Origin of the sequence: Hirschia litorea, assembly GCF_042665075.1 — a bacterium.
Taxonomy (GTDB): domain Bacteria; phylum Pseudomonadota; class Alphaproteobacteria; order Caulobacterales; family Hyphomonadaceae; genus Hirschia; species Hirschia litorea.
In genome coordinates this window covers 1,051,038-1,069,421 of the sequence record NZ_JBHTBR010000002.1, presented here as the reverse complement: position 1 = coordinate 1,069,421, position 18,384 = coordinate 1,051,038, and the positions used below count along the sequence as shown (strand labels likewise).

At 47.4% G+C, this 18,384-nt stretch carries 17 protein-coding genes; 11 read left to right on the top strand and 6 right to left on the bottom strand.

The features are described from left to right. Positions 1-40 precede the first annotated feature (40 nt). From ACFQS8_RS05010 to dxs, 5 genes are all read left to right on the top strand, one after another. The gene (locus ACFQS8_RS05010) at positions 41-1,252 is read left to right on the top strand and encodes a GNAT family N-acetyltransferase (RefSeq protein WP_382166168.1); all 1,212 of its coding nucleotides are present in this window, start codon (positions 41-43) and stop codon (positions 1,250-1,252) included. 207 nt (positions 1,253-1,459) lie between these two features. Beyond that, on the top strand, positions 1,460-2,140 hold the full coding sequence (locus ACFQS8_RS05005; RefSeq protein WP_382166167.1) for a histidine phosphatase family protein: 681 nt from the start codon (positions 1,460-1,462) through the stop codon (positions 2,138-2,140). Positions 2,141-2,215: 75 nt separating this feature from the next. Further along, positions 2,216-2,470, top strand: coding sequence for an exodeoxyribonuclease VII small subunit (locus ACFQS8_RS05000; RefSeq protein ID WP_382166166.1), 255 nt, complete (start codon positions 2,216-2,218; stop codon positions 2,468-2,470). Continuing rightward, positions 2,467-3,378 carry a polyprenyl synthetase family protein gene (locus ACFQS8_RS04995; RefSeq protein ID WP_382166165.1) on the top strand — a complete coding sequence of 304 codons (912 nt, stop codon included), beginning with the start codon at positions 2,467-2,469 and terminating at the stop codon, positions 3,376-3,378. The genes ACFQS8_RS05000 and ACFQS8_RS04995 overlap by 4 nt, the downstream gene beginning before the upstream one ends. Positions 3,379-3,408: 30 nt before the next feature. Next, the gene (dxs, locus tag ACFQS8_RS04990) at positions 3,409-5,337 is read left to right on the top strand and encodes a 1-deoxy-D-xylulose-5-phosphate synthase (protein ID WP_382166164.1); all 1,929 of its coding nucleotides are present in this window, start codon (positions 3,409-3,411) and stop codon (positions 5,335-5,337) included. 32 nt (positions 5,338-5,369) lie between these two features. Here the strand turns inward: dxs and ACFQS8_RS04985 are convergent, their stop codons facing one another. Then, positions 5,370-5,879: a GNAT family N-acetyltransferase gene (locus ACFQS8_RS04985; RefSeq protein WP_382166163.1), complete on the bottom strand. Its 510-nt coding sequence runs from the start codon at positions 5,877-5,879 to the stop codon at positions 5,370-5,372. 76 nt (positions 5,880-5,955) lie between these two features. Here ACFQS8_RS04985 and ACFQS8_RS04980 point away from each other — a divergent pair, with 76 nt between their 5' ends. From ACFQS8_RS04980 to ACFQS8_RS04970, 3 genes are read left to right on the top strand one after another with little or no spacing between them, the layout of a single operon-like run. Next, positions 5,956-7,800 carry a class I adenylate-forming enzyme family protein gene (locus ACFQS8_RS04980; RefSeq protein ID WP_382166162.1) on the top strand — a complete coding sequence of 615 codons (1,845 nt, stop codon included), beginning with the start codon at positions 5,956-5,958 and terminating at the stop codon, positions 7,798-7,800. Next, positions 7,751-8,413 (top strand): DUF938 domain-containing protein, encoded by a 663-nt coding sequence (locus tag ACFQS8_RS04975; RefSeq protein ID WP_382166161.1) that lies wholly within the window; start codon positions 7,751-7,753, stop codon positions 8,411-8,413. Before ACFQS8_RS04980 ends, ACFQS8_RS04975 begins: the two co-directional genes overlap by 50 nt. Before the next feature lie 9 nt (positions 8,414-8,422). Then, the gene (locus tag ACFQS8_RS04970; RefSeq protein WP_382166160.1) at positions 8,423-9,214 is read left to right on the top strand and encodes a TlyA family RNA methyltransferase; all 792 of its coding nucleotides are present in this window, start codon (positions 8,423-8,425) and stop codon (positions 9,212-9,214) included. 558 nt (positions 9,215-9,772) lie between these two features. Here ACFQS8_RS04970 and ACFQS8_RS04965 read toward each other — a convergent pair. From ACFQS8_RS04965 to ACFQS8_RS04955, 3 genes are all read right to left on the bottom strand, one after another. After that, on the bottom strand, positions 9,773-10,288 hold the full coding sequence (locus ACFQS8_RS04965) for a hypothetical protein (RefSeq protein WP_382166159.1): 516 nt from the start codon (positions 10,286-10,288) through the stop codon (positions 9,773-9,775). Position 10,289: 1 nt separating this feature from the next. Continuing rightward, positions 10,290-11,387 carry a chorismate synthase gene (gene aroC, locus ACFQS8_RS04960; RefSeq protein ID WP_382166158.1) on the bottom strand — a complete coding sequence of 366 codons (1,098 nt, stop codon included), beginning with the start codon at positions 11,385-11,387 and terminating at the stop codon, positions 10,290-10,292. 92 nt (positions 11,388-11,479) lie between these two features. Continuing rightward, a complete protein-coding gene (locus tag ACFQS8_RS04955) occupies positions 11,480-12,865 on the bottom strand; it encodes a toll/interleukin-1 receptor domain-containing protein (protein ID WP_382166157.1) in 1,386 nt (461 codons plus the stop codon). Positions 12,866-13,086: 221 nt separating this feature from the next. Here ACFQS8_RS04955 and pdxH point away from each other — a divergent pair, with 221 nt between their 5' ends. Further along, positions 13,087-13,788, top strand: a complete 702-nt coding sequence (gene pdxH, locus ACFQS8_RS04950; protein ID WP_382166156.1) for a pyridoxamine 5'-phosphate oxidase — start codon at positions 13,087-13,089, stop codon at positions 13,786-13,788. On the opposite strand, the gene ACFQS8_RS04945 is transcribed toward pdxH, so the two are convergent. Then, positions 13,785-14,561: an alpha/beta fold hydrolase gene (locus ACFQS8_RS04945; protein ID WP_382166155.1), complete on the bottom strand. Its 777-nt coding sequence runs from the start codon at positions 14,559-14,561 to the stop codon at positions 13,785-13,787. The two genes, pdxH and ACFQS8_RS04945, sit on opposite strands and share 4 nt — an antisense overlap. Before the next feature lie 4 nt (positions 14,562-14,565). Then, complete coding sequence (locus ACFQS8_RS04940; RefSeq protein ID WP_382166154.1) at positions 14,566-15,540, bottom strand: glycerophosphodiester phosphodiesterase family protein; 975 nt, start codon at positions 15,538-15,540, stop codon at positions 14,566-14,568. Positions 15,541-15,652: 112 nt separating this feature from the next. On the opposite strand from ACFQS8_RS04940, the gene ACFQS8_RS04935 reads away from it, so the two are divergent. Beyond that, the gene (locus ACFQS8_RS04935) at positions 15,653-17,320 is read left to right on the top strand and encodes a long-chain-fatty-acid--CoA ligase (RefSeq protein WP_382166153.1); all 1,668 of its coding nucleotides are present in this window, start codon (positions 15,653-15,655) and stop codon (positions 17,318-17,320) included. A 58-nt stretch (positions 17,321-17,378) separates the two neighbouring features. Next, on the top strand, positions 17,379-18,293 hold the full coding sequence (locus tag ACFQS8_RS04930; RefSeq protein WP_382166152.1) for a DUF1499 domain-containing protein: 915 nt from the start codon (positions 17,379-17,381) through the stop codon (positions 18,291-18,293). The last annotated feature ends 91 nt before the right edge of the window (positions 18,294-18,384 follow it).

Here is an 18,384-nt window from a genome sequence, read left to right as displayed (position 1 = left end):
ATCCAAAAGTTTGAGCCAATCGTGTTTTGCGGAGTAGAATATGAACATTAAAATTATTTCCCCCGCAGACCTTTCTATTGAAGATATGCAGGCTTGGCGTTCAATATGTGCGTCGAGTGAAAGATACCAAAGCCCTTATTTTTCGCCGGAATTTTTCCAAATTGTTGGCGCGGCGCGTGATGATGTCAGGCTAGTGCTTGCACACAATGAGGCAGGGGAAGCTATTGGCTTTTTCCCTGTGCAGGTGTCAGGCGTTGGCTTGCCTTTGGCGCGTCCTGTTGGAGCACCATTTGCGGACTATAATGGACCAGTTCTGCGTTCGGGATATGAACATATCGCGGCAGATATGCTCGCGCAGGCGGGAGGCGCGGTTTACACTTTTTCTGGAATACCCGTGCTGGGTGTGGATTGCCTGAGTGAAGTTGAAGGCGAAGAAGACACGTATAATCTCGTGGATATTCAGCTGTGTGACCCTGTATTGTTGAAGACCGGCTTGAATGTGCGCGGGCAAATGCCAGCTTTTATTGCTGACCTTTCGCCCGGATTTGAAACATATTTAGAATCGCGCCGTTCGACATTTCCGCGCCACTTTAAAAACTGCCGACGCTTGTGGCGGAAAACGGAAAAAGAAGCTGGCCCATTGCAGCTTACATTCCACGAACCTTCCATCGAAGCGCTAGAGACATTGATCGGTTGGAAACAAGAGCAATATGAGCGCACAGGTTTGCATAATGTGCTGTCTGCAAAATGGGCCAGAGATATGTTGCGCGGGTGTTTTGAAATGCAAACACCTGAGTTTGCCGGGGTGATGACGACATTGCGGTGTGATGGAAAACTGATGGCGGCTGAATTTGGTCTGCGTTCAGGCTCCCTTCTGCACGGGTGGATTTCTGGATATAACACTGAATATCACAGCTATTCGCCGGGCATGTTATTGCAGAAAAGCCTTCTTGAAGCGGCGGCGAATGCGGGCATTCTGACGGCAGATATGGGAGTTGGCGCTGAGCACTATAAGAAATATTATGCAAGCAGAATGGTGCCCGTTTGTAATGGGGTGATTCCTGCGACGGGTGTAAAAGGGGCCATGCGCGGCATTGGCGGCGAAGTGTGGCATCAACTCGAGCGCGCACCTTTGGGGCCTGTATCGGGATTTGCGGGTAAATTGCGTCGTCGTTTGGATGTTATATTGTCGGTCGAGCGTTCTTTTGAAGGCCGTAAGCAAGGTTTGAAGCGTGCATTTAAGCGTGTGTAAATTCCTGTAATTGGCAACGTTTTGGCAAGACATGCGTTTTAATGAAAATGTCAGTAGACGGAACACGCAGCAATAGAGATGCTCGGTCTTATAATTCTTGTGAGATGAAAGTCTGTAGGAATTAAATGATGCACTTGCCCATAACGAAAGAGGCGGGTACACCGAGCAACTGAACATTATAAGTTCGTGTTCTGCACGGGCCATCAAGTGGGGATCATTACGCCAGTGCCGCATGTAACAGCAAATAGTGATTCTACAGCTGACACAGTCTCAGCTGGAACACAGAATGTTGCAAAGCAGGCAAAGTCCTATGGGCGTATTATCGTGGCGCGTCATGGTAAGCCGGATAAAGACAGAGAGCTTGGTCCCAAGCTAAATCACCGTGAGTATATTGAATGGTGGGCAGGCTATGAACGTGCATCGCTTAAAAAGGACGGGCAGGGCCCTTCTAAAAAACTATTAGACGCCACAAAGAATGCCCCAATAATTAATGCCAGTATCCGTCCAAGATCTATTGAGACAGCGCAAGCTATCGCGAATGGACGTGATGTCGTGCAAAATGAGATATTCGTAGAAGCGCCTTTACCACCTCCTGAGTGGAGTGATTTCTGGAAATTCTTGCCTAAGCGATGGAATTTATTTGCGCGCATTTCGTGGTGTTTTGGAAATTCTGGTGGTCAGGAGAGCCAAGTTGAAGCGCGCATACGGGCTGGCAAGGCCGCCGATATTCTGATTGCACAGGCCTCAACTGGCCAAGATGCGGTTTTAGCTGCCCATGGATGGTTTAATCGTATGATGCGTCCAGAATTCAAACGCCGAGGCTGGAAATGCCGTTATGATGGCGGAGATAGCTATTGGTCTTTCAGAATTTATGAAAAACTTGACTAAATAGCAGCAAACTTAGCTTGTTTGACGGCGTTGTGAATCGTATGGTTCAACACTCATTTTATGCGGAGGAAGCTGATGGCCCCTGTTACATCCAACAAGGACATTCCAAAATTAAATTTTGAAGATGCGCTAGCGGAGCTGGAGGGCATTGTTCAACAATTGGAAAGTGGGGATGTACCATTGGAAGATTCTATCGTGATTTATGAGCGCGGTGAATTGTTGAAATCTCATTGCGAGAAAAAGCTAAGCGCTGCTGAAACGAAGGTCGAGAATATTATCGTTGGTTCAGATGGTTCAGCGTCCGGTGTTGAGCCAAGTGACCTTAAATGAGCGATAAATCCGACTCATCTGCCAGTTTTGAAAACTATCTAGCTGAATGCGCTGACAAGATTACAGTTGTCATTGATCAACTGATCGCGCCGGCTGTTGGGCCAGAGGCGCAATTAATGCGTGCTATGCGCCATGGTGCATTGGCAGGTGGGAAGCGTTTGCGTCCTTTCATAACGATTGAAGTTGGACGTATGTTTGACGCGCCGGAGAAATCGCTTTTGCGCGCGGCAAGCGCACTTGAATGCGTGCATGCTTATTCCTTGATACATGACGACCTGCCTTGCATGGATGATGATGATTTGCGTCGCGGGCAGCCTACGGTTCACATAGCTTTTGATGAAGCTACGGCGGTATTGGCGGGCGATGCATTGCAAACATTGGCATTTGAAATTCTTGCAAATCCTGAAACGCATGGTGATGCGACAGTGCGTTGTAAATTAATAGAAGTTCTTGCGTCTTCATCAGGCTCGCGTGGTATGGTCGGCGGGCAGATGATAGATATGGCACCGTCTTTTGACGACGAAAATGCACTGAGCATTTTGACGCGTATGCAAAGGATGAAAACAGGTGCATTATTTGCGTGCGCTGCTGAATTTGGCGCGATTATTGGTGGTGCCAATGAGCAAGAGCATCATGCACTCGCAGGTTTTACGCATGACCTTGGCTTGGCATTTCAGATAAAAGACGATTTATTGGATGTTCAGGGGGATGAGTCTGTTGTGGGCAAGGCTGTTTCGAAAGACAAAGATGCTGGCAAACAAAATTTCGTCTCACTTCTGGGAGAAGAAGGTGCTGTTTCGCGTGTAAATATGTTGGCAGATCAAGCAAAACAACACTTGTCAGTGTTTGGTGGACGCGCCAGTACTTTGTTAAACACGGTAAATTTTGTATTGGATCGTCATCACTAGGCGAGACGATCGTATAGTCTGAATAATAATATGAATAATAAAACTCCATTCCTTGATGCCATAGCGTCGCCTGCTGATCTCAAAGATAAATCTTTAGAGTCTCTTACGGAAATAGCGGATGAACTTCGTCGCGAGACGATTGATGTGGTGTCGACAACGGGCGGGCATTTAGGGTCTGCGCTCGGTGTGGTGGAGTTAACTGTCGCTATTCATAAAGTGTTTGATACGCCTGATGATAAACTTGTCTGGGATGTTGGGCACCAATGTTACCCTCATAAAATTTTGACGGGACGTCGCGACGAAATTCGCACACTTCGTCAAGGCGGTGGTTTATCTGGGTTCACAAAAAGAACTGAAAGTGAATTTGATCCTTTTGGTGCGGCTCATGCTGGTACGTCTATTTCTGCGGGGGCTGGTTTTGCAACTGCGCGTGATCTTAAAGGCGAGGATCGCAATGTAATCTGTGTGATCGGTGACGGCTCTATGACGGCTGGTATGGCGTATGAAGCCATGAACCATATGGGCGGGCTGCATAAGCGCCTTATCGTTATTTTGAATGATAATGATATGTCGATTGCGCCACCTGTTGGGGCGTTAAGCCATTATCTTTCAAAAACGGTTTCGTCTCGTGGATATCGTAATCTACGTAAAGCGGGGAAAATGGTCGCCAAAACAGTAGGTTTGGAAAAACCTGCTAAAAAAGCTGAACATTATGCGCGTGACTTTGCACTGGGTGGCGCGATGTTTGACGCACTTGGTTTTTATTATGTCGGTCCCATTGATGGACATGATTTAGATACGCTTATCCCAGTATTGGAAAATGTGCGTGACATGCAGAACGGACCTGTGCTGGTGCATGTGGTGACGGAAAAAGGTAAGGGCTTTGAGCCTGCTGAAAACTCTGCTGATAAATATCACGGTGTATCACGTTTTAACGTGATTACTGGTGAGCAGGCTAAAGCAAAACCAAACGCACCAAGCTATACAAATATTTTTGCCCAAGAGCTGATCAAGCTTGCGCGTGATGATGATCGCATTGTTGGGATAACGGCTGCGATGCCGTCTGGAACAGGCATGGACAAGTTTGGGGATGCATTCCCTGAGCGTATGTTTGATGTGGGAATTGCTGAACAGCATGGTGTGACGTTTGCGGCTGGTATGGCCGCCGACGGTATGAAGCCATTCTGTGCGATTTATTCAACCTTCCTGCAGCGTGCTTATGACAGTGTTGTGCATGATGTGGCGATCCAAAAATTGCCGGTTCGTTTTGCCATAGATCGGGCAGGGCTTGTGGGGGCTGATGGTGCCACGCATGCTGGTTCTTTTGACATTGGTTTTTTAGGTGCATTGCCAGATTTCGTGCTGATGGCAGCTTCAGATGAAGCAGAATTGCAGCGTATGGTTGCCACGGCACACGCGATAGATGATCGTCCTAGTGCTTTTCGCTTTCCGCGTGGTGAAGGCGTGGGTGTTGATTTGTGGGATCGTGCTGAACCTCTGGAAATTGGTAAGGGCCGTATCGTCAAAGAGGGAAACACGATTGCGATTCTTTCTTTGGGCGGACGTCTACAGGAAGCGTTGCTTGCGGCTGATATGTTGGGCGCGCAAGGTTTGTCTGCGACTGTTGCTGATGCACGTTTTGCAAAACCACTTGATACAGACTTGATTGAGCGTTTGGCGAAAGAACATGAAGTCTTGTTGACCGTTGAAGAGGGTGCGCGTGGTGGCTTTGGTTCTTTTGTGCTCGAGCATTTGGCGAAAGTTGGCGCATTGGATAACGGGCTGCGTATACGTCCGATGACTTTGCCAGATACATTCCAAGATCAAGACAAGCCAGATCTCATGTATGAGCAAGCGGGGCTGTCAGCAAAAGCGATTGCCACTCAGGCTATTTCTGCATTGGGGCGCGGCGATACTGCTAAGCTTAAACTTATCGTTGGCGGCGTTGTTCGCGGCTAGGTTTTTGACCAGCTTATCGCTTAGGAATCGCGTTAAGTATTTGGCGATGATACATCTTTTGTCATAATGAGAAGGTCTCTGTGCTGATCCCATTTCTTGGCGACTTTGCGCATATAGCCTTCTTTTTCAAAACCGAGCGCGGCATGTAGTTTTTCGGAGACGGGGTTTCCTGCATCTATGGCGGCGACCATGCGTTCAAGGCGTGAATCAGCCTGCGCGCGCACGATAAGCTCGGTAAGCAATGCTTTGCCTATGCCTTTGCCTTGTACATGATTGGCAACATAGACGGAATGCTCGACGGTGATGTCATATCCTTCCTTGCCTCGAAAACTGCCATAGGCTGCATATCCAAGAACGGCGTTCTGCACATCAAGAGCAACAATAACCGGGAAGCCATTTGATTGGCATTTTAGCATCCATGCGCGGCGATCATTGAGCGTGTCTTCGCGTTCTGTCCAGACAGCGAAAGTTTCACGTACAGCCGTATTAAAAATTTCTAATATGCCTGCCAAATGCGGCTCGGCTGCGTTTACTATTTTCATGACTCAACCATAGTTAGGGAAACAGGTTTTGACGCGTTGCAAATGATTGTTCAAGCTAAGATTGGGATATTTATCAATGGGTGGGGAGTTGAACAAAAATAAAGCAGGCATGAACAAGTCTAATTTTCCAGCAATGAGCGTTCTGGCGGCGAATGAGGTATTATCCAAGCCTGGTAGTCCGTTTGAAATTATTGAAGAAAATGTATTGGGGCAGAAACAACGCGTGTTTAAAAATGCGCCTGCACATCTACCTGCATTATTGGATAACACTCTAAAGCACTCAAAAAAAACATTTTTCATATATGAGAAAGAGCGTGTCACCTTTGGCGCAAACCATAAGGCGACGAAAGTACTGGCTGCGTATTTTCGGGATATGCTCAATTTGGATAAGGGCGAGCGGGTGGCGGTAATCATGCGCAACGTACCTCAATGGCCAGTTACCGTCATGGCGGCAATGAAGTGTGGAGCGATAGCGACACCGCTAAATTCGATGTGGACGGGAGCTGAACTTGCTTACGCGCTGAAAGATTGCGGTGCTAGGATAGCGGTCATGTGTGGGGAAACATTAGCAAAGCTGAAGCCATACTTGCGCGAATTATTGTCTTTAGAAACAGTGATTGTCTCGCGTGGGTCGGATGGTCCTGTGGATGCGCATTATCTTAAGTTGGAAGACATTATCGGCGATGCGAAGTCTTGGAAAAAACTGGAGGATTTCGCAGAAGAAGCGTGTGGTATTTTACCTGATGATGATGCGATGTTGTTTTATACATCGGGCACGACGGGCCGACCTAAAGGCGCATTATCGACGCACCGAGCTGTTATTTCTGCGCTTTTTAACTCTCTTTCAAGTCAAGCGCGAGGGTTTGTGCGGTCTGGGGTGCCTGTGCCCATAGCCAAAGCGGGAGATCCGCAGCGGGTATATTTGATTTCGGCACCTTTTTTTCACACAACGGGCGCGATTGCATTATTATTTGCCGTGATGGTGCGGGGTGCGCGGGCAGTGACGCAACATAAATGGGACCCCAAAAAAGCATTAGCTTTGATAGCAAAAGAAAAAATCAATGTTATTGGCGGCGTTCCAACGATTGTGTGGCAGATTTTAAGACACCCCGATCGCAAAAAGCATGACCTCTCATCTATATCAATCGTGAGCTATGGTGGATCACCTTCTGCAGCAGAATTGGTGACAGAATCTCGAAAAGCCTTTCCAGGTACGATTATGGGGAATGGCTGGGGCATGACTGAGACCTGCGCGACATGCACGATGATCTTTGGTGATGATTATCTGGTGCGTCCCTTGAGTGCGGGTGCTGCTGCTCTGACTATCGACTTGCAGGTGCGAGGTGCGGAAGGGCAGTTATTGCCCGCCAATGAAGCTGGAGAGCTTTGGGTGCGTGGTCCTAATCTGATGCGTGAATATTGGAAAAATCCAAATGCGACGAAAGCTGTTTTACAAGATGGTTGGCTGCGCACTGGCGATATTGCGCGGATAGATGAAGAAGGGTTTTTGTTCATATTGGATCGTGCCAAAGATATGCTGATCCGTGGTGGTGAGAATATATACTGTATCGAGGTGGAAAACTGTTTGGCCGCTCATCCGAAAGTGAGGGATGTGGCGATTATTGGTGTGCCTCATATTGAGTTGGGTGAGGAAGTTGGGGCAGTGGTGTATGTGGCACCAGAAACAAAATTGACGGCAGCAGCTTTACAAAAATTTGCAGGTGAACATTTGTCTGCCTATAAGGTTCCCAAACATATTAAGTTCGTGACCCAACCATTGCCGCGCAATGAAAGCGGCAAGGTGATGAAGCCTCAACTGGCCGCGTATTTTACAAAGACGGACAAGATATCAAAATCTGGAAGTAAAGCTGATGACATCACGCAAAGACGCAATGCCGGCAATCTCTCAAGAAACAGATGATGGAAGGCTATTTTCACCCTCTACAGAACGCAATCGCGATGTGGTGCGAGATGTCTTTCTAGGTGAAGTCGCCGCAAATGCGCGTGTGTTGGAATTAGCATCAGGCTCAGGCCAACACTGTGTGCATATTCTAAAATCTGCACCGAAAATGACATGGATTGCGAGCGATATTTCCAACGCTTCTTTGCGGAGTGCAGCGGCATGGGTGAAGTTTGAAGGTGTAGAAACGCAAGTTGAGGCAGTGCGTGAGCTTGATGCGTCTGCCCAAGATTGGGCCATTGAAGGTGAGCTTGACGCGATATTGTCATGCAACATGATTCATATATCGCCGTGGAATGTTGGCTTGGGGTTATTTGCGGGGGCAGGTCGATATTTAGCGCCAAAAGGAAAGTTGGTGCTCTATGGTCCATTTAAACGCAATGGCGAACATACTGCCCAGTCGAATTTCGATTTTGATGTGAGTTTGAAAAGTCGAGATGCAAGTTGGGGAATCCGAGACCTTGAAGAAGATGTGATCCCTGCTGCCATGCAGGCGGGCCTTACACTTTCCAGCATACATGCTATGCCAGCCAATAATTTTAGCGTTGTGTTTGAACGCGCTCTCACAAGTTAGATACACTTTATGACAAGTAATGATGTGAACGAAAATGCGACTCCAGCAGATGATGGTGTGCTGCGTCTTGACCTTGCGCTTGTAGCGCGTGGCGTGATGGAGACGCGTGCGCAGGCGCAAGCATCAATCAAAGCTGGTAAGGTGCGCGTTGATGATGAGGTTGTGACGAAGGCCTCATTTAAAGTTCAGCCGGATCAGAAGATTAGCGGTGAGAAACTACACCCTTTTGTATCGCGCGGCGGCATGAAGCTAGAGCACGCACTGAAAACGTTCAACATTAAGGTTGAAGGCAAGACGGCGTTAGATATCGGTTCGTCTACTGGTGGGTTTACTGACGTATTGCTGCGTGCTGGAGTAGTAAAAATTTATGCGGTTGATGTGGGCCGAGATCAGCTTCATGAGAGCCTGCGCAAAGATAAGCGTATCGTGTCCTATGAAGGGATGGATGCGCGAAAATTAAACCGTAGTTTGATTGATACTGCACCCGATATAATTGTGTGTGATGCGAGCTTTATCAGCCTATCTAAACTTCTGAGACAATCGATGAAGCTTTCAAGTTTGAAGGCGGATATGGTTGTGCTGTTCAAGCCTCAATTTGAGGTCGGCAAGGAAAATATAGGCAAGGGCGGAATAGTATCCGATCAAAATGCCGTTGCCAAAGCACGCAAGCAGTTTGATTTGTGGTTGGAGAGCGAAGGTTGGCAGATTGAAAAATCATGTACTAGCCCAATAAAAGGCGGTGATGGCAATCGCGAATATTTGATCCATGCGCGCAGAATTGTTCAGGGCTGGACGCCGTAACAGATATTTGAAGGTGTGAGCTAAAGTAGGGAGAAAAGCTCCCTAGGCACCGGAGTAATGCCTCAACTTGCGTTGATACATCACCCCGGGCCTATAAGCCCTGGGTTGGGGGGACGGGCTTATAGCTTAGGAGACTTTATCAAAATCAGACTACCATGTTTTCATGGATAATCCAAAATTGTGTCTTAGATTCTTGTATTTTGTTCAGCTATGTTTGTAATAAAAATGTCTGAAATGGCAATGATTTTTTTGAAATAAAACTTCAATCAAACGGAAGTGAAAAGCAGTTCAAACAATGCTTGGTAGATAAATTCTATTGTATTGCTTTGTTGTTGGTTGGTTTCTACTTGACGAAAAGTATATCAAATTTGCTGTTTATTAGGACTATTTTAACCAGATGAGTGTCGGACCTTCTTTTACTACAAAATGCTGCTTGGTGCCTTGCATTTTACAATAAAAGAAGGTGCCCGCGTCTGGTCCCCAATTTATCCCAGCGTCTAAGGATATTGGCAAACGCAACATGAATGAGACATGAAAAACGAAACTATCTTGGGACGTTTAGTTAGTTTTTTGAGGTGTCAGAAACCATGCAAAAGCATTGGCGATGTTGATCTGGGAATCGAGCAATAAACCGCTTTTGATATCCAAAGTTTTAGCATCAGTTTTTGAAATCATTTTACGCTGCCAATTGGGGCGAACCATAGGCGCATAGGGGATACAAATGTCCTCAATGGCGGCATTGAGGTGTATGCGCAAAGTGCAGTTCTCTGACGGCGGGTGTTTCTTGTGCCGTTTTTCAATGAGCTCAACTTGCGAAATGGCCTCCCACGGAATGCGGCCGATACCGTCAATATCAGCACCTTCATTGGACAATTGCAGAACGACGCGGCGTGTATCTAAAAAGGGCCAATTCCAGATGGCGTAAACGGTGAATATAGCTGAGGATAGGGTAAGGGTGAGCGTGTCGAGGAATAATCCCGCTAATCCTAATGCAGACCCTAAGAGAAGGGGGAGCCAAACATGCGGTGCCATGTGGTCATCGCTATAGACCGTGGAGAAGACCCGTTTTGCCATATCAGGACCGCTCGCCCATCTGACCTCTGTGTCTGAGTTTATGATCTGCAAGCACGCACGCCATCATTGCCTCTGCGACGGGTACACCGCGAATAGCAACACATGGATCGTGGCGGCCTGTGGTGCGGATGTCTACCTCATTGCCTTGCTTATCAATCGACTGGCGTGTCGTGAGGATGGAAGATGTAGGTTTCAAGGCCATGCGTACTACAACGTCTTGTCCTGTTGAAATGCCGCCGAGGACACCGCCATTATTATTGGAGAGAAATTCTGGGCCGTTATCTCCAATACGCATTTGGTCAGCGTTTTCTTCACCAGTCAGAGCGGCTGCATCAAAACCAGCACCAATCTCAACACCTTTTACAGCGTTAATTGTCATCATTGCCATGGCAAGGTCTGAGTCGAGTTTGGAATATATGGGGGCACCCCAGCCAGCAGGCACACCAGATGCGACAACTTCTATGACTGCACCCACGGATGATCCAGACTTACGAATGCCATCAAGGTATTCAGCCCATTCCGCAGCTGTATCAGCATCGGGACACCAAAGCGGGTTTTGGGTTGTTTGAGCCCAGTCCCACTTGTTGCGGTCGAGTTTTTTGTCGCCAATTTGAACAAGCGCGCCGCGTATTGTGATGCTGTCGCCTAGCACTTTGCGGGCGATACCACCTGCAGCCACGCGCGCGGCTGTTTCGCGGGCGGATGAGCGTCCACCACCACGATAATCGCGCACACCGTATTTTGCATCATAAGCAAAATCAGCATGGCCGGGACGGTATTTGTCGCGAATGTCGCCATAGTCTTTTGAGCGTTGATCTGTGTTTTCAATCATCAACGAGATGGGGGTACCAGTCGTCACCTGACCATTGGTGCGATCATCTTCAAAGACACCAGAGAGAATTTTAACGGCATCGGGTTCTTTGCGTTGCGTCACTAGCTTGCTGGTGCCCGGCTTGCGAAGGTCGAGCCAGTGCTGAATGTCTTCTGCTGTGATGGGGATTCCCGCAGGACAACCATCGACAACACACCCAAGGGCAGGACCGTGACTTTCACCCCAAGTGGTGACGCGAAAAAGATGACCGAATGAATTATGTGACATGAGGCTCTTTCAAGCGCAATTTGGACTTTATGGAAAGTCTTTCTTGCGGCTGAGAATTGATAAATAGGAATAAATCATGTGCAAATTGGTATTTATCGGTTTTGCTTTATGATCTCATCTGAGTTTTTGCGGACGCCATATGTGCCTTTCCATATATGTACGAGGCTATATTCTCCGCTTGGGTCTGTACCGACAACTTCGTCATAGGTGTCTAATGTGAGGTCATTCGTCATTGAATTTTGAGCACCTAAAACGCTCTTATAGACGGGGCCTGCCATTTGGATTTCATCTTGTTCAACATATGGGCGTAAGAGTTTGGTGTCTGCGTAAAACACCATGTCGAGGACTTCTCCGACGGGGTCATCGGTAAAGATAGTATTTAGCCCGCAATAGGTGACAGCGCCCGAGCATATCGCAGTTGCTGCTTGTATGTATTTGCCATCTTCAAAGCGCAACATGTCGTAGACATTCGCGCCGCCTTGGAGACTGCCAAACCCAAGCCCCAAATCCTGCATGCCGTTTTGGCTTGTGTTTAGAATGTGTAAGTCACCACCGACTGAATTGTGCAGAGTGTCATACCCTTCGGGCGTTGTGAGGACGAGATCATGGCGACAGCCTGATGAGCCGCAATATTCGATGTGCTCGAGTTTGACGAAATAGTCTTGGTATCCATCTCCGTTTAGGTCTGGTGCGCTGAGGATGGATATAGCGCTGTCATAATCGTCTCGCGAAAGCATAAATTCTTCGGGCGTATCGTTGGCGCGTTGGTCAGCAATCAGTTTGTCGTAATACCCGTTGAGAAAATTCTCTCTTTGGGTTGTTGGGTCGAGGCTGGCTAGTTGCGTTGTTGTTCGACCTAGAGCGTTTGTTGTGGTCAGTCCCCATGCTATAAGTGGGGCAGCGATTGCGATGGCGGCGGCCCCTAATAGGAGTTTTTGGTTTCGAGCACGGCGTTTTTGTCTTTGCCAGAGGGAGTCAAAAGGAACGCCCTCAAGTCCGGCTACAATGCGCGTGACTAATTTTGAAAAGGAATCTTTGCGTGCATCCGGCGCGAGAGGTTCATCGGGAATGTCGGTCACGGTTCCATCGGGTAGAACTTTGTATTTTAGAGCTGGAACAAGGCATTCTTCATCGGGGTTTGAAGCGTGCGGCACACCATCAATAATGACTGCGAAAACCTGCTTCTTTGGATTGGCCAGTTTCTTATATTGAATAACTTCTGCATTGACCCATGCGGACTTTACAGCATTGGGACTGGCAATCGCGATGAGATCTTCACTGGAATCAATTGCGCTTTCAAGAGCGTGACTTAGGCTTGCAGCACCGCCCAATTCATCATCATCTCGAAAGATTCGGCCAAAGCGTTTTCCATTGGGAAGTTTAAAAGATTCAAGGGCTTTATGCAGGCGTTTGGCAAAGACCTTATCCTTTTGAGAATAAGAAATAAAAGCGCGATATCTTTGCGAATACTCACTCATAACCAAATAGCCCCCTACAGCCAGCACAATCTATACTTTCAGCATAGGATAGGGTGGATTGAAATTCTAGTAAGATGTTTTGAGGGCTTACGAGTGGGAAGTAGGTTGTGACATAGCGTATTGGGATTGGTGGAGGGGAAAAGAAATCTTGATCATGACAGCATGTGGGCTTGAACAATCTGACTTTTTTCCTCAAATCAAGGGAAGAAGGATCATAGATAATGACAGACAAATCAAAAATCATTCCAGCAAGTCCCGATTATCAAGATGCAGAATATGCGGATGTGTACGCCAAAGCGAAAGCTGAAGGTAAACCATTAGAGGATGATGCAAATTGGTTTGCGACCCAAGAGCCGTTTGAGATGTTTTCCCAATGGCTAAGCGATGCCAAAGCCAAAGAGGTAAATGATCCTAATGCTATGTCTCTTGCGACAGTGGATGAAGATGGCATGCCAGATGTGCGCATGGTGTTGCTCAAAGATTTCGATGAGAATGGTTTTGTTTTTTATACCAATACAACTAGCGCGAAAGGCCGTCAGATAGAAGCAACAATGAAGGCGGCAATATGCTTTCACTGGAAATCACTACGGCGGCAGGTACGCGTTCGCGGGAATGTGACGCGCGTATCTGATGCAGAAGCGGATGCGTATTTTGCGTCACGGCATAAGGATAGCCAGATTGGTGCGTGGGCGTCTGATCAATCTTCACGCATGGATGGACGTTTTGAACTAGAGAAAAATATCGCGAAATATGGCGCAAAATATGCGTTGGGTAAGACACCGCGTCCGCCGCACTGGACTGGCTATCGTATCGCGCCCGAACATATTGAATTTTGGCGAGATAGACCTTTCAGGCTACATGATCGTTTAGTGTTTGAGCGGTCACAGAATGGTGGATGGTCCACAGGACGTTTATTCCCTTAAGCTTGCGCTTTCATGTCTTTCGGGAGTGCGCTGTTTTTTATTTGCGCGCGAATCGCGTTTGCAAAGAGTTTTGGGCGTCTACCAGACCAGCCATAGCCATAGTCTGGAATGAGGGCGGTGCGTGTGTGTGCAAAGACTGACTTATAAGAGGCAAGAGCATTGCGGGTGATCGAGCGCTCTTTAGCACCAGCGACGACAAGTATACGCGCAGACACATTCGAAAGGTTTTCCGGAATCGGGTTTGCAGCGACTTCCAAAGAAGATCGTTTGAGGCTGTCTTTATCGACGCGTTTAAACTCTTGCAGATAGCGGCGCATTTTTTCACCCGCCATACCAAATCTATGCGCGACAAATTTCTGGATGAGACGAATATTGCTCAAAGGCAACATGGCATTTGTGAGTGCTTTATAGAGTTTTGGCCTTGGAAGCGGATCATGGATGATGCAGCTTAATATTGCAGATGTCGTCAGGTGAGGGTGTTGCGCCATAACATGCAAACCGACATGACCACCAAGTGACAGTCCCACCAGGTGGACATCCATATTGGAGAGCTCTTTTTCGATAATCTCTCCAACTTGGCGGGCTGTATCCTCTAACGAGATCCATTTGGATGCATTGCTCAAGCCATGCCCAGGAAGGGTGATTGCGACACAATAATATTCGGGTAAATGTCCAATAATGCTTTCCCACATCCAGCCGCTAAAGCCACCACCGTGTAGAAAAACGATTCCTGTTCCAGAGTTTTTTGAGCCTGTGCAGGAATAATGAAGCATTTTTTTAGAATCCACATTTCTCGATAGCGACATCATCGACACGAAGATGATTGCTGACACGATCTGAATAATCAGTGGCAATCATTGTGACACCGTTATTCACCAGCTCATCATATTCTGAGCCATCGCGGTCTTCCCAGAATGTGTCATCAAATCTTTGACCACGGCGGCCCAATGTGCCGAAAGCAACTTCGATATCCATGTCTTTTAAGTCTTGCCATAGACCGGGGTTAAGCGTGTCAGTGCCTGTCCAAGCGATCAGGTTTTGACGCTTAATGCCGCGCGATTCCAATTCTTCCACATCTGATGGGTCAGACACTGATGCTGTCATCATCATGTCTGGGGCAAGGCGGGCAACCTCCGCAGCTTGGTCATAAGTGTAGGTAATCAAAATAACATTGTTTTGTGCGCCGGCTTTGCGCACTTCGGATATGATCGTTTCAAACTTGCTTGAGCGTTTTTTATCTAGCTCAACTATCGCGCCCGTTTCCTTGGCCCACTTTAAGGTTTCAGCAAGTGACGGGATGGTGAAGTTTGTGACTTTGTTATTGTCTTTTAGGCGTACGGATTTGAGTTGGTCCCATGTTTTTTCACGGCCAACACCTGTCATCTCTGTCGTGCGGTCTAAGTCTGTATCGTGCATAAGGAACAGAACGCCATCTTTGGACTCTGCAATGTCGATCTCGAAAATTCGTGTGCCATTGTCATAGGAGACTTGAAGCGTTTCAAGAGCGTTTTCAGGATAGCCACGTCTAGGACCACCACGGTGGGCGGCGGGTAAGGCACCATATTCTCTGACGCAGTCCATTTTTTTCCAAAGCGGTGTGGAATCGTTTAAATCTGTGCTAGAAATATCTTGTGACGTTGCAGGCGCTGAAAGTGTCGTTTGAGCGTTATCTGGTGCTTCAGGCGAGGTCGCTTGGGAGCAAGATGCCAACATAAGGGCGGTTGCACTGAGTATAATTGAGTGAGTATGCATTTAATTGCCTTTAATTAGGTATGTTGACGCTACGTACCGACTTTTTTTCCCCTAAATTCTGTCGTTTAATACACTCAAGAAAAATAATATACCCCGGGAGAGGAATTTCATAATGCAAGATCAGGCAAACGGCACATCGCAAAGCCTTCCATTTGGATTGATGCAGGATTGGCCGCTGACAGTCGATAAGGTTATCGACCATGCATTGGCAGCTCATAACCAGCAGGAAGTTGTTACACGTTCTGTTGCTGGGCCAATCGTGCGTAAAACTTATGGGCAGATCCATAATGATGCACGGCGCGTATCGGAGGCATTGTTGGCACACGGCATGAAGCCGGGTGATATGATTGCGACGATGGCGTGGAACTCAGACCTGCACATGGAAACATGGTTTGGAACTATGGGTTTGGGTATGGTGTTGCACACACTTAACCCGCGTCTATTTCCTCAGCAGATAGCGTGGATTGCAAACCATGCTGAAGACAAAGCACTGTTTTTTGATACGACTTTCTTACCATTAATTGAGGCGATAGCGCCGCATTTGCCGATGGTGAAATTGTTCGTGATTTATGGTGATGACAGTGTTGTTCCTGAAAAAACAGCAATCCCGAATTTGAAATCTTATGAGAGTTTTCTGTCTGGAAGCACTGGATCAAATATCCAATGGGGTGGGTTTGACGAGCGTACGGCGTGTGGCCTTTGTTATACGTCTGGAACCACTGGTAATCCTAAAGGCGTTTTATATTCTCACCGCTCCAATGTGTTGCATACACTTATGTCCATGCAATCAGGGGCATTAGGTATTAGTAGCCAAGAAATTGTGTTGCCGATTGTGCCTATGTTCCACGCGAATGCTTGGGGGCTAACTTTCTCTGGTCCAGCCAGCGGTGCAAAATTGGTGATGCCTGGGTGCCGGATGGATGGTGAAGCAATTTATGAATTGCTAGATTCTGAAAAAGTAACAATTTCTGCTGCTGTACCAACTGTTTGGCAGATGCTGCACGAGTACCTTGTGAAAGAGAATAAAAAACTTCCTCACTTGAACAGTGTTGTCATTGGCGGGGCGGCGACGCCTGAAGGGTTGATGCGTGCTTTTGAAGAAGACTTTGATGTGCAGGTTTTCCCAGCTTGGGGAATGACAGAAACCAGCCCATTGGGAACTGTGTCACGTCTACCGCAACAATTGGAAAACATTAGCGACGATGAGAAAATGTTTCACAAGATGAAACAAGGTCGTGCGCCATTTGGGATGGAAATGGATGTTGTCGGTCCAGACGGAAAAAGCTTACCGCGCGATGGTGTCAGTGCTGGGCATTTGAAAGTGCGTGGTCCGGCTGTGGCTTCTGCCTATCTTAAAGGTGAAGGCAGTGCTTTAGATGAGCGTGGCTTCTTTGATACGGGAGATGTGGCCAATATTGATGAATATGGGCAAATGCACATCACTGACCGTTCTAAAGATGTCATCAAATCTGGTGGGGAGTGGATTTCTTCGATTGCTTTGGAAAACATATGTATGAGCCACCCGAAAGTGGCGATTGCAGGTGCTATTGGTATTCATCACCCCAAATGGGATGAGCGTCCCTTGATGGTTGTTCAACTCAAAAAAGGCGAGAGCTTAAGCAAAGAGGAGGTTATCTCTTTTTATGCTGGGAAAATCGCCAAATGGTGGACGCCGGATGATGTTGTTTTTGTAGATGAAATTCCTTTGGGATCTACAGGTAAGATCAATAAATTGGCGCTACGTGAGACCTTCAAAGACTATAAATTACCTGACTGCTGATATCGCAATTGCCTCAACTTAATGCTAAGAAGCGTGCAAAGGGCACTAGGAGGCAAAGATGTCAAAGTTGACACCAGAAGAAGTGTCTCAGCTTGAAGCTGAGGTAAACGAGAAAGTGACGGTTTTGGGAACAAACCCGCCACCGCCTCCACGTGAACCAATGAGCCGCCTACAAAAAAGCGCTTTATGGATTGCTTTCATTGCAGTGATTGCGGGGCCTTTATGGTTGGCTGTCGCTGCATTGGGCAGTAAGTTTGGCCTGTGGTCATTTGGGTTTGGGTTAGGGAAGATGACTTTCCAATGGTCCAAATACGTCCTGTTTGCAGGGGTGGCGATCAGTGCAATTGCGCTGATAATTCAACTACTTAAAGCACCGCGACGCGGTTCTATCTTTGCGCTTATATTGTTGATGGTTCCAATCATGATTTTGGGGCGCATGAATGGTGTGGGCCAAGTTGCAGCGGGTTTGCCACCAATTCATGATGTGCAGACGGATTGGAATAATCCAATTCGCTTTTCCGATGCGCTACTTGCTGAACGAGAAGCGAATGGTTGGAACCCTGTATTAGATTCTCCTGTTGTGCCTGCGAGCGCTGCGGGCAGATGGCCGGATGCGGTTGGGAAAACCAATAAAGAGCTTCAAGCTGAAAGCTATGCAAAGTTTAATCTGCGTCCGCAATTGCTTGAAATTAGACCAGAAATAGCTTTTGAAGCTGCTATTGAAGTGGCTAAAAAAGAGGGTATGGAGATTGTGTCTGCGGATGCAAAAACTGGCCGTATCCACGCAACATATACATCTTTCTGGTATGGGTTTGTGGATGATGTGATGATCCAAGTTGATCCACAAGGTAAAGTGGGATCAAAGGTCAATGTGCGGTCTGTCAGCCGCGTTGGATTGTCTGACCTTGGGGCGAATGCCACGCGTATCAATTCTTTTATTGAAGCTTTGAATTTCGCGTTGAGCAACCGCTAAACGTGATTGAAAATTAGACATTAAAAAAGGCGCTCTCAGTTTTGAAAGCGCCTTTTTTGTGTATCAAGGTAGGGGCGAGCGAATAGCGTGC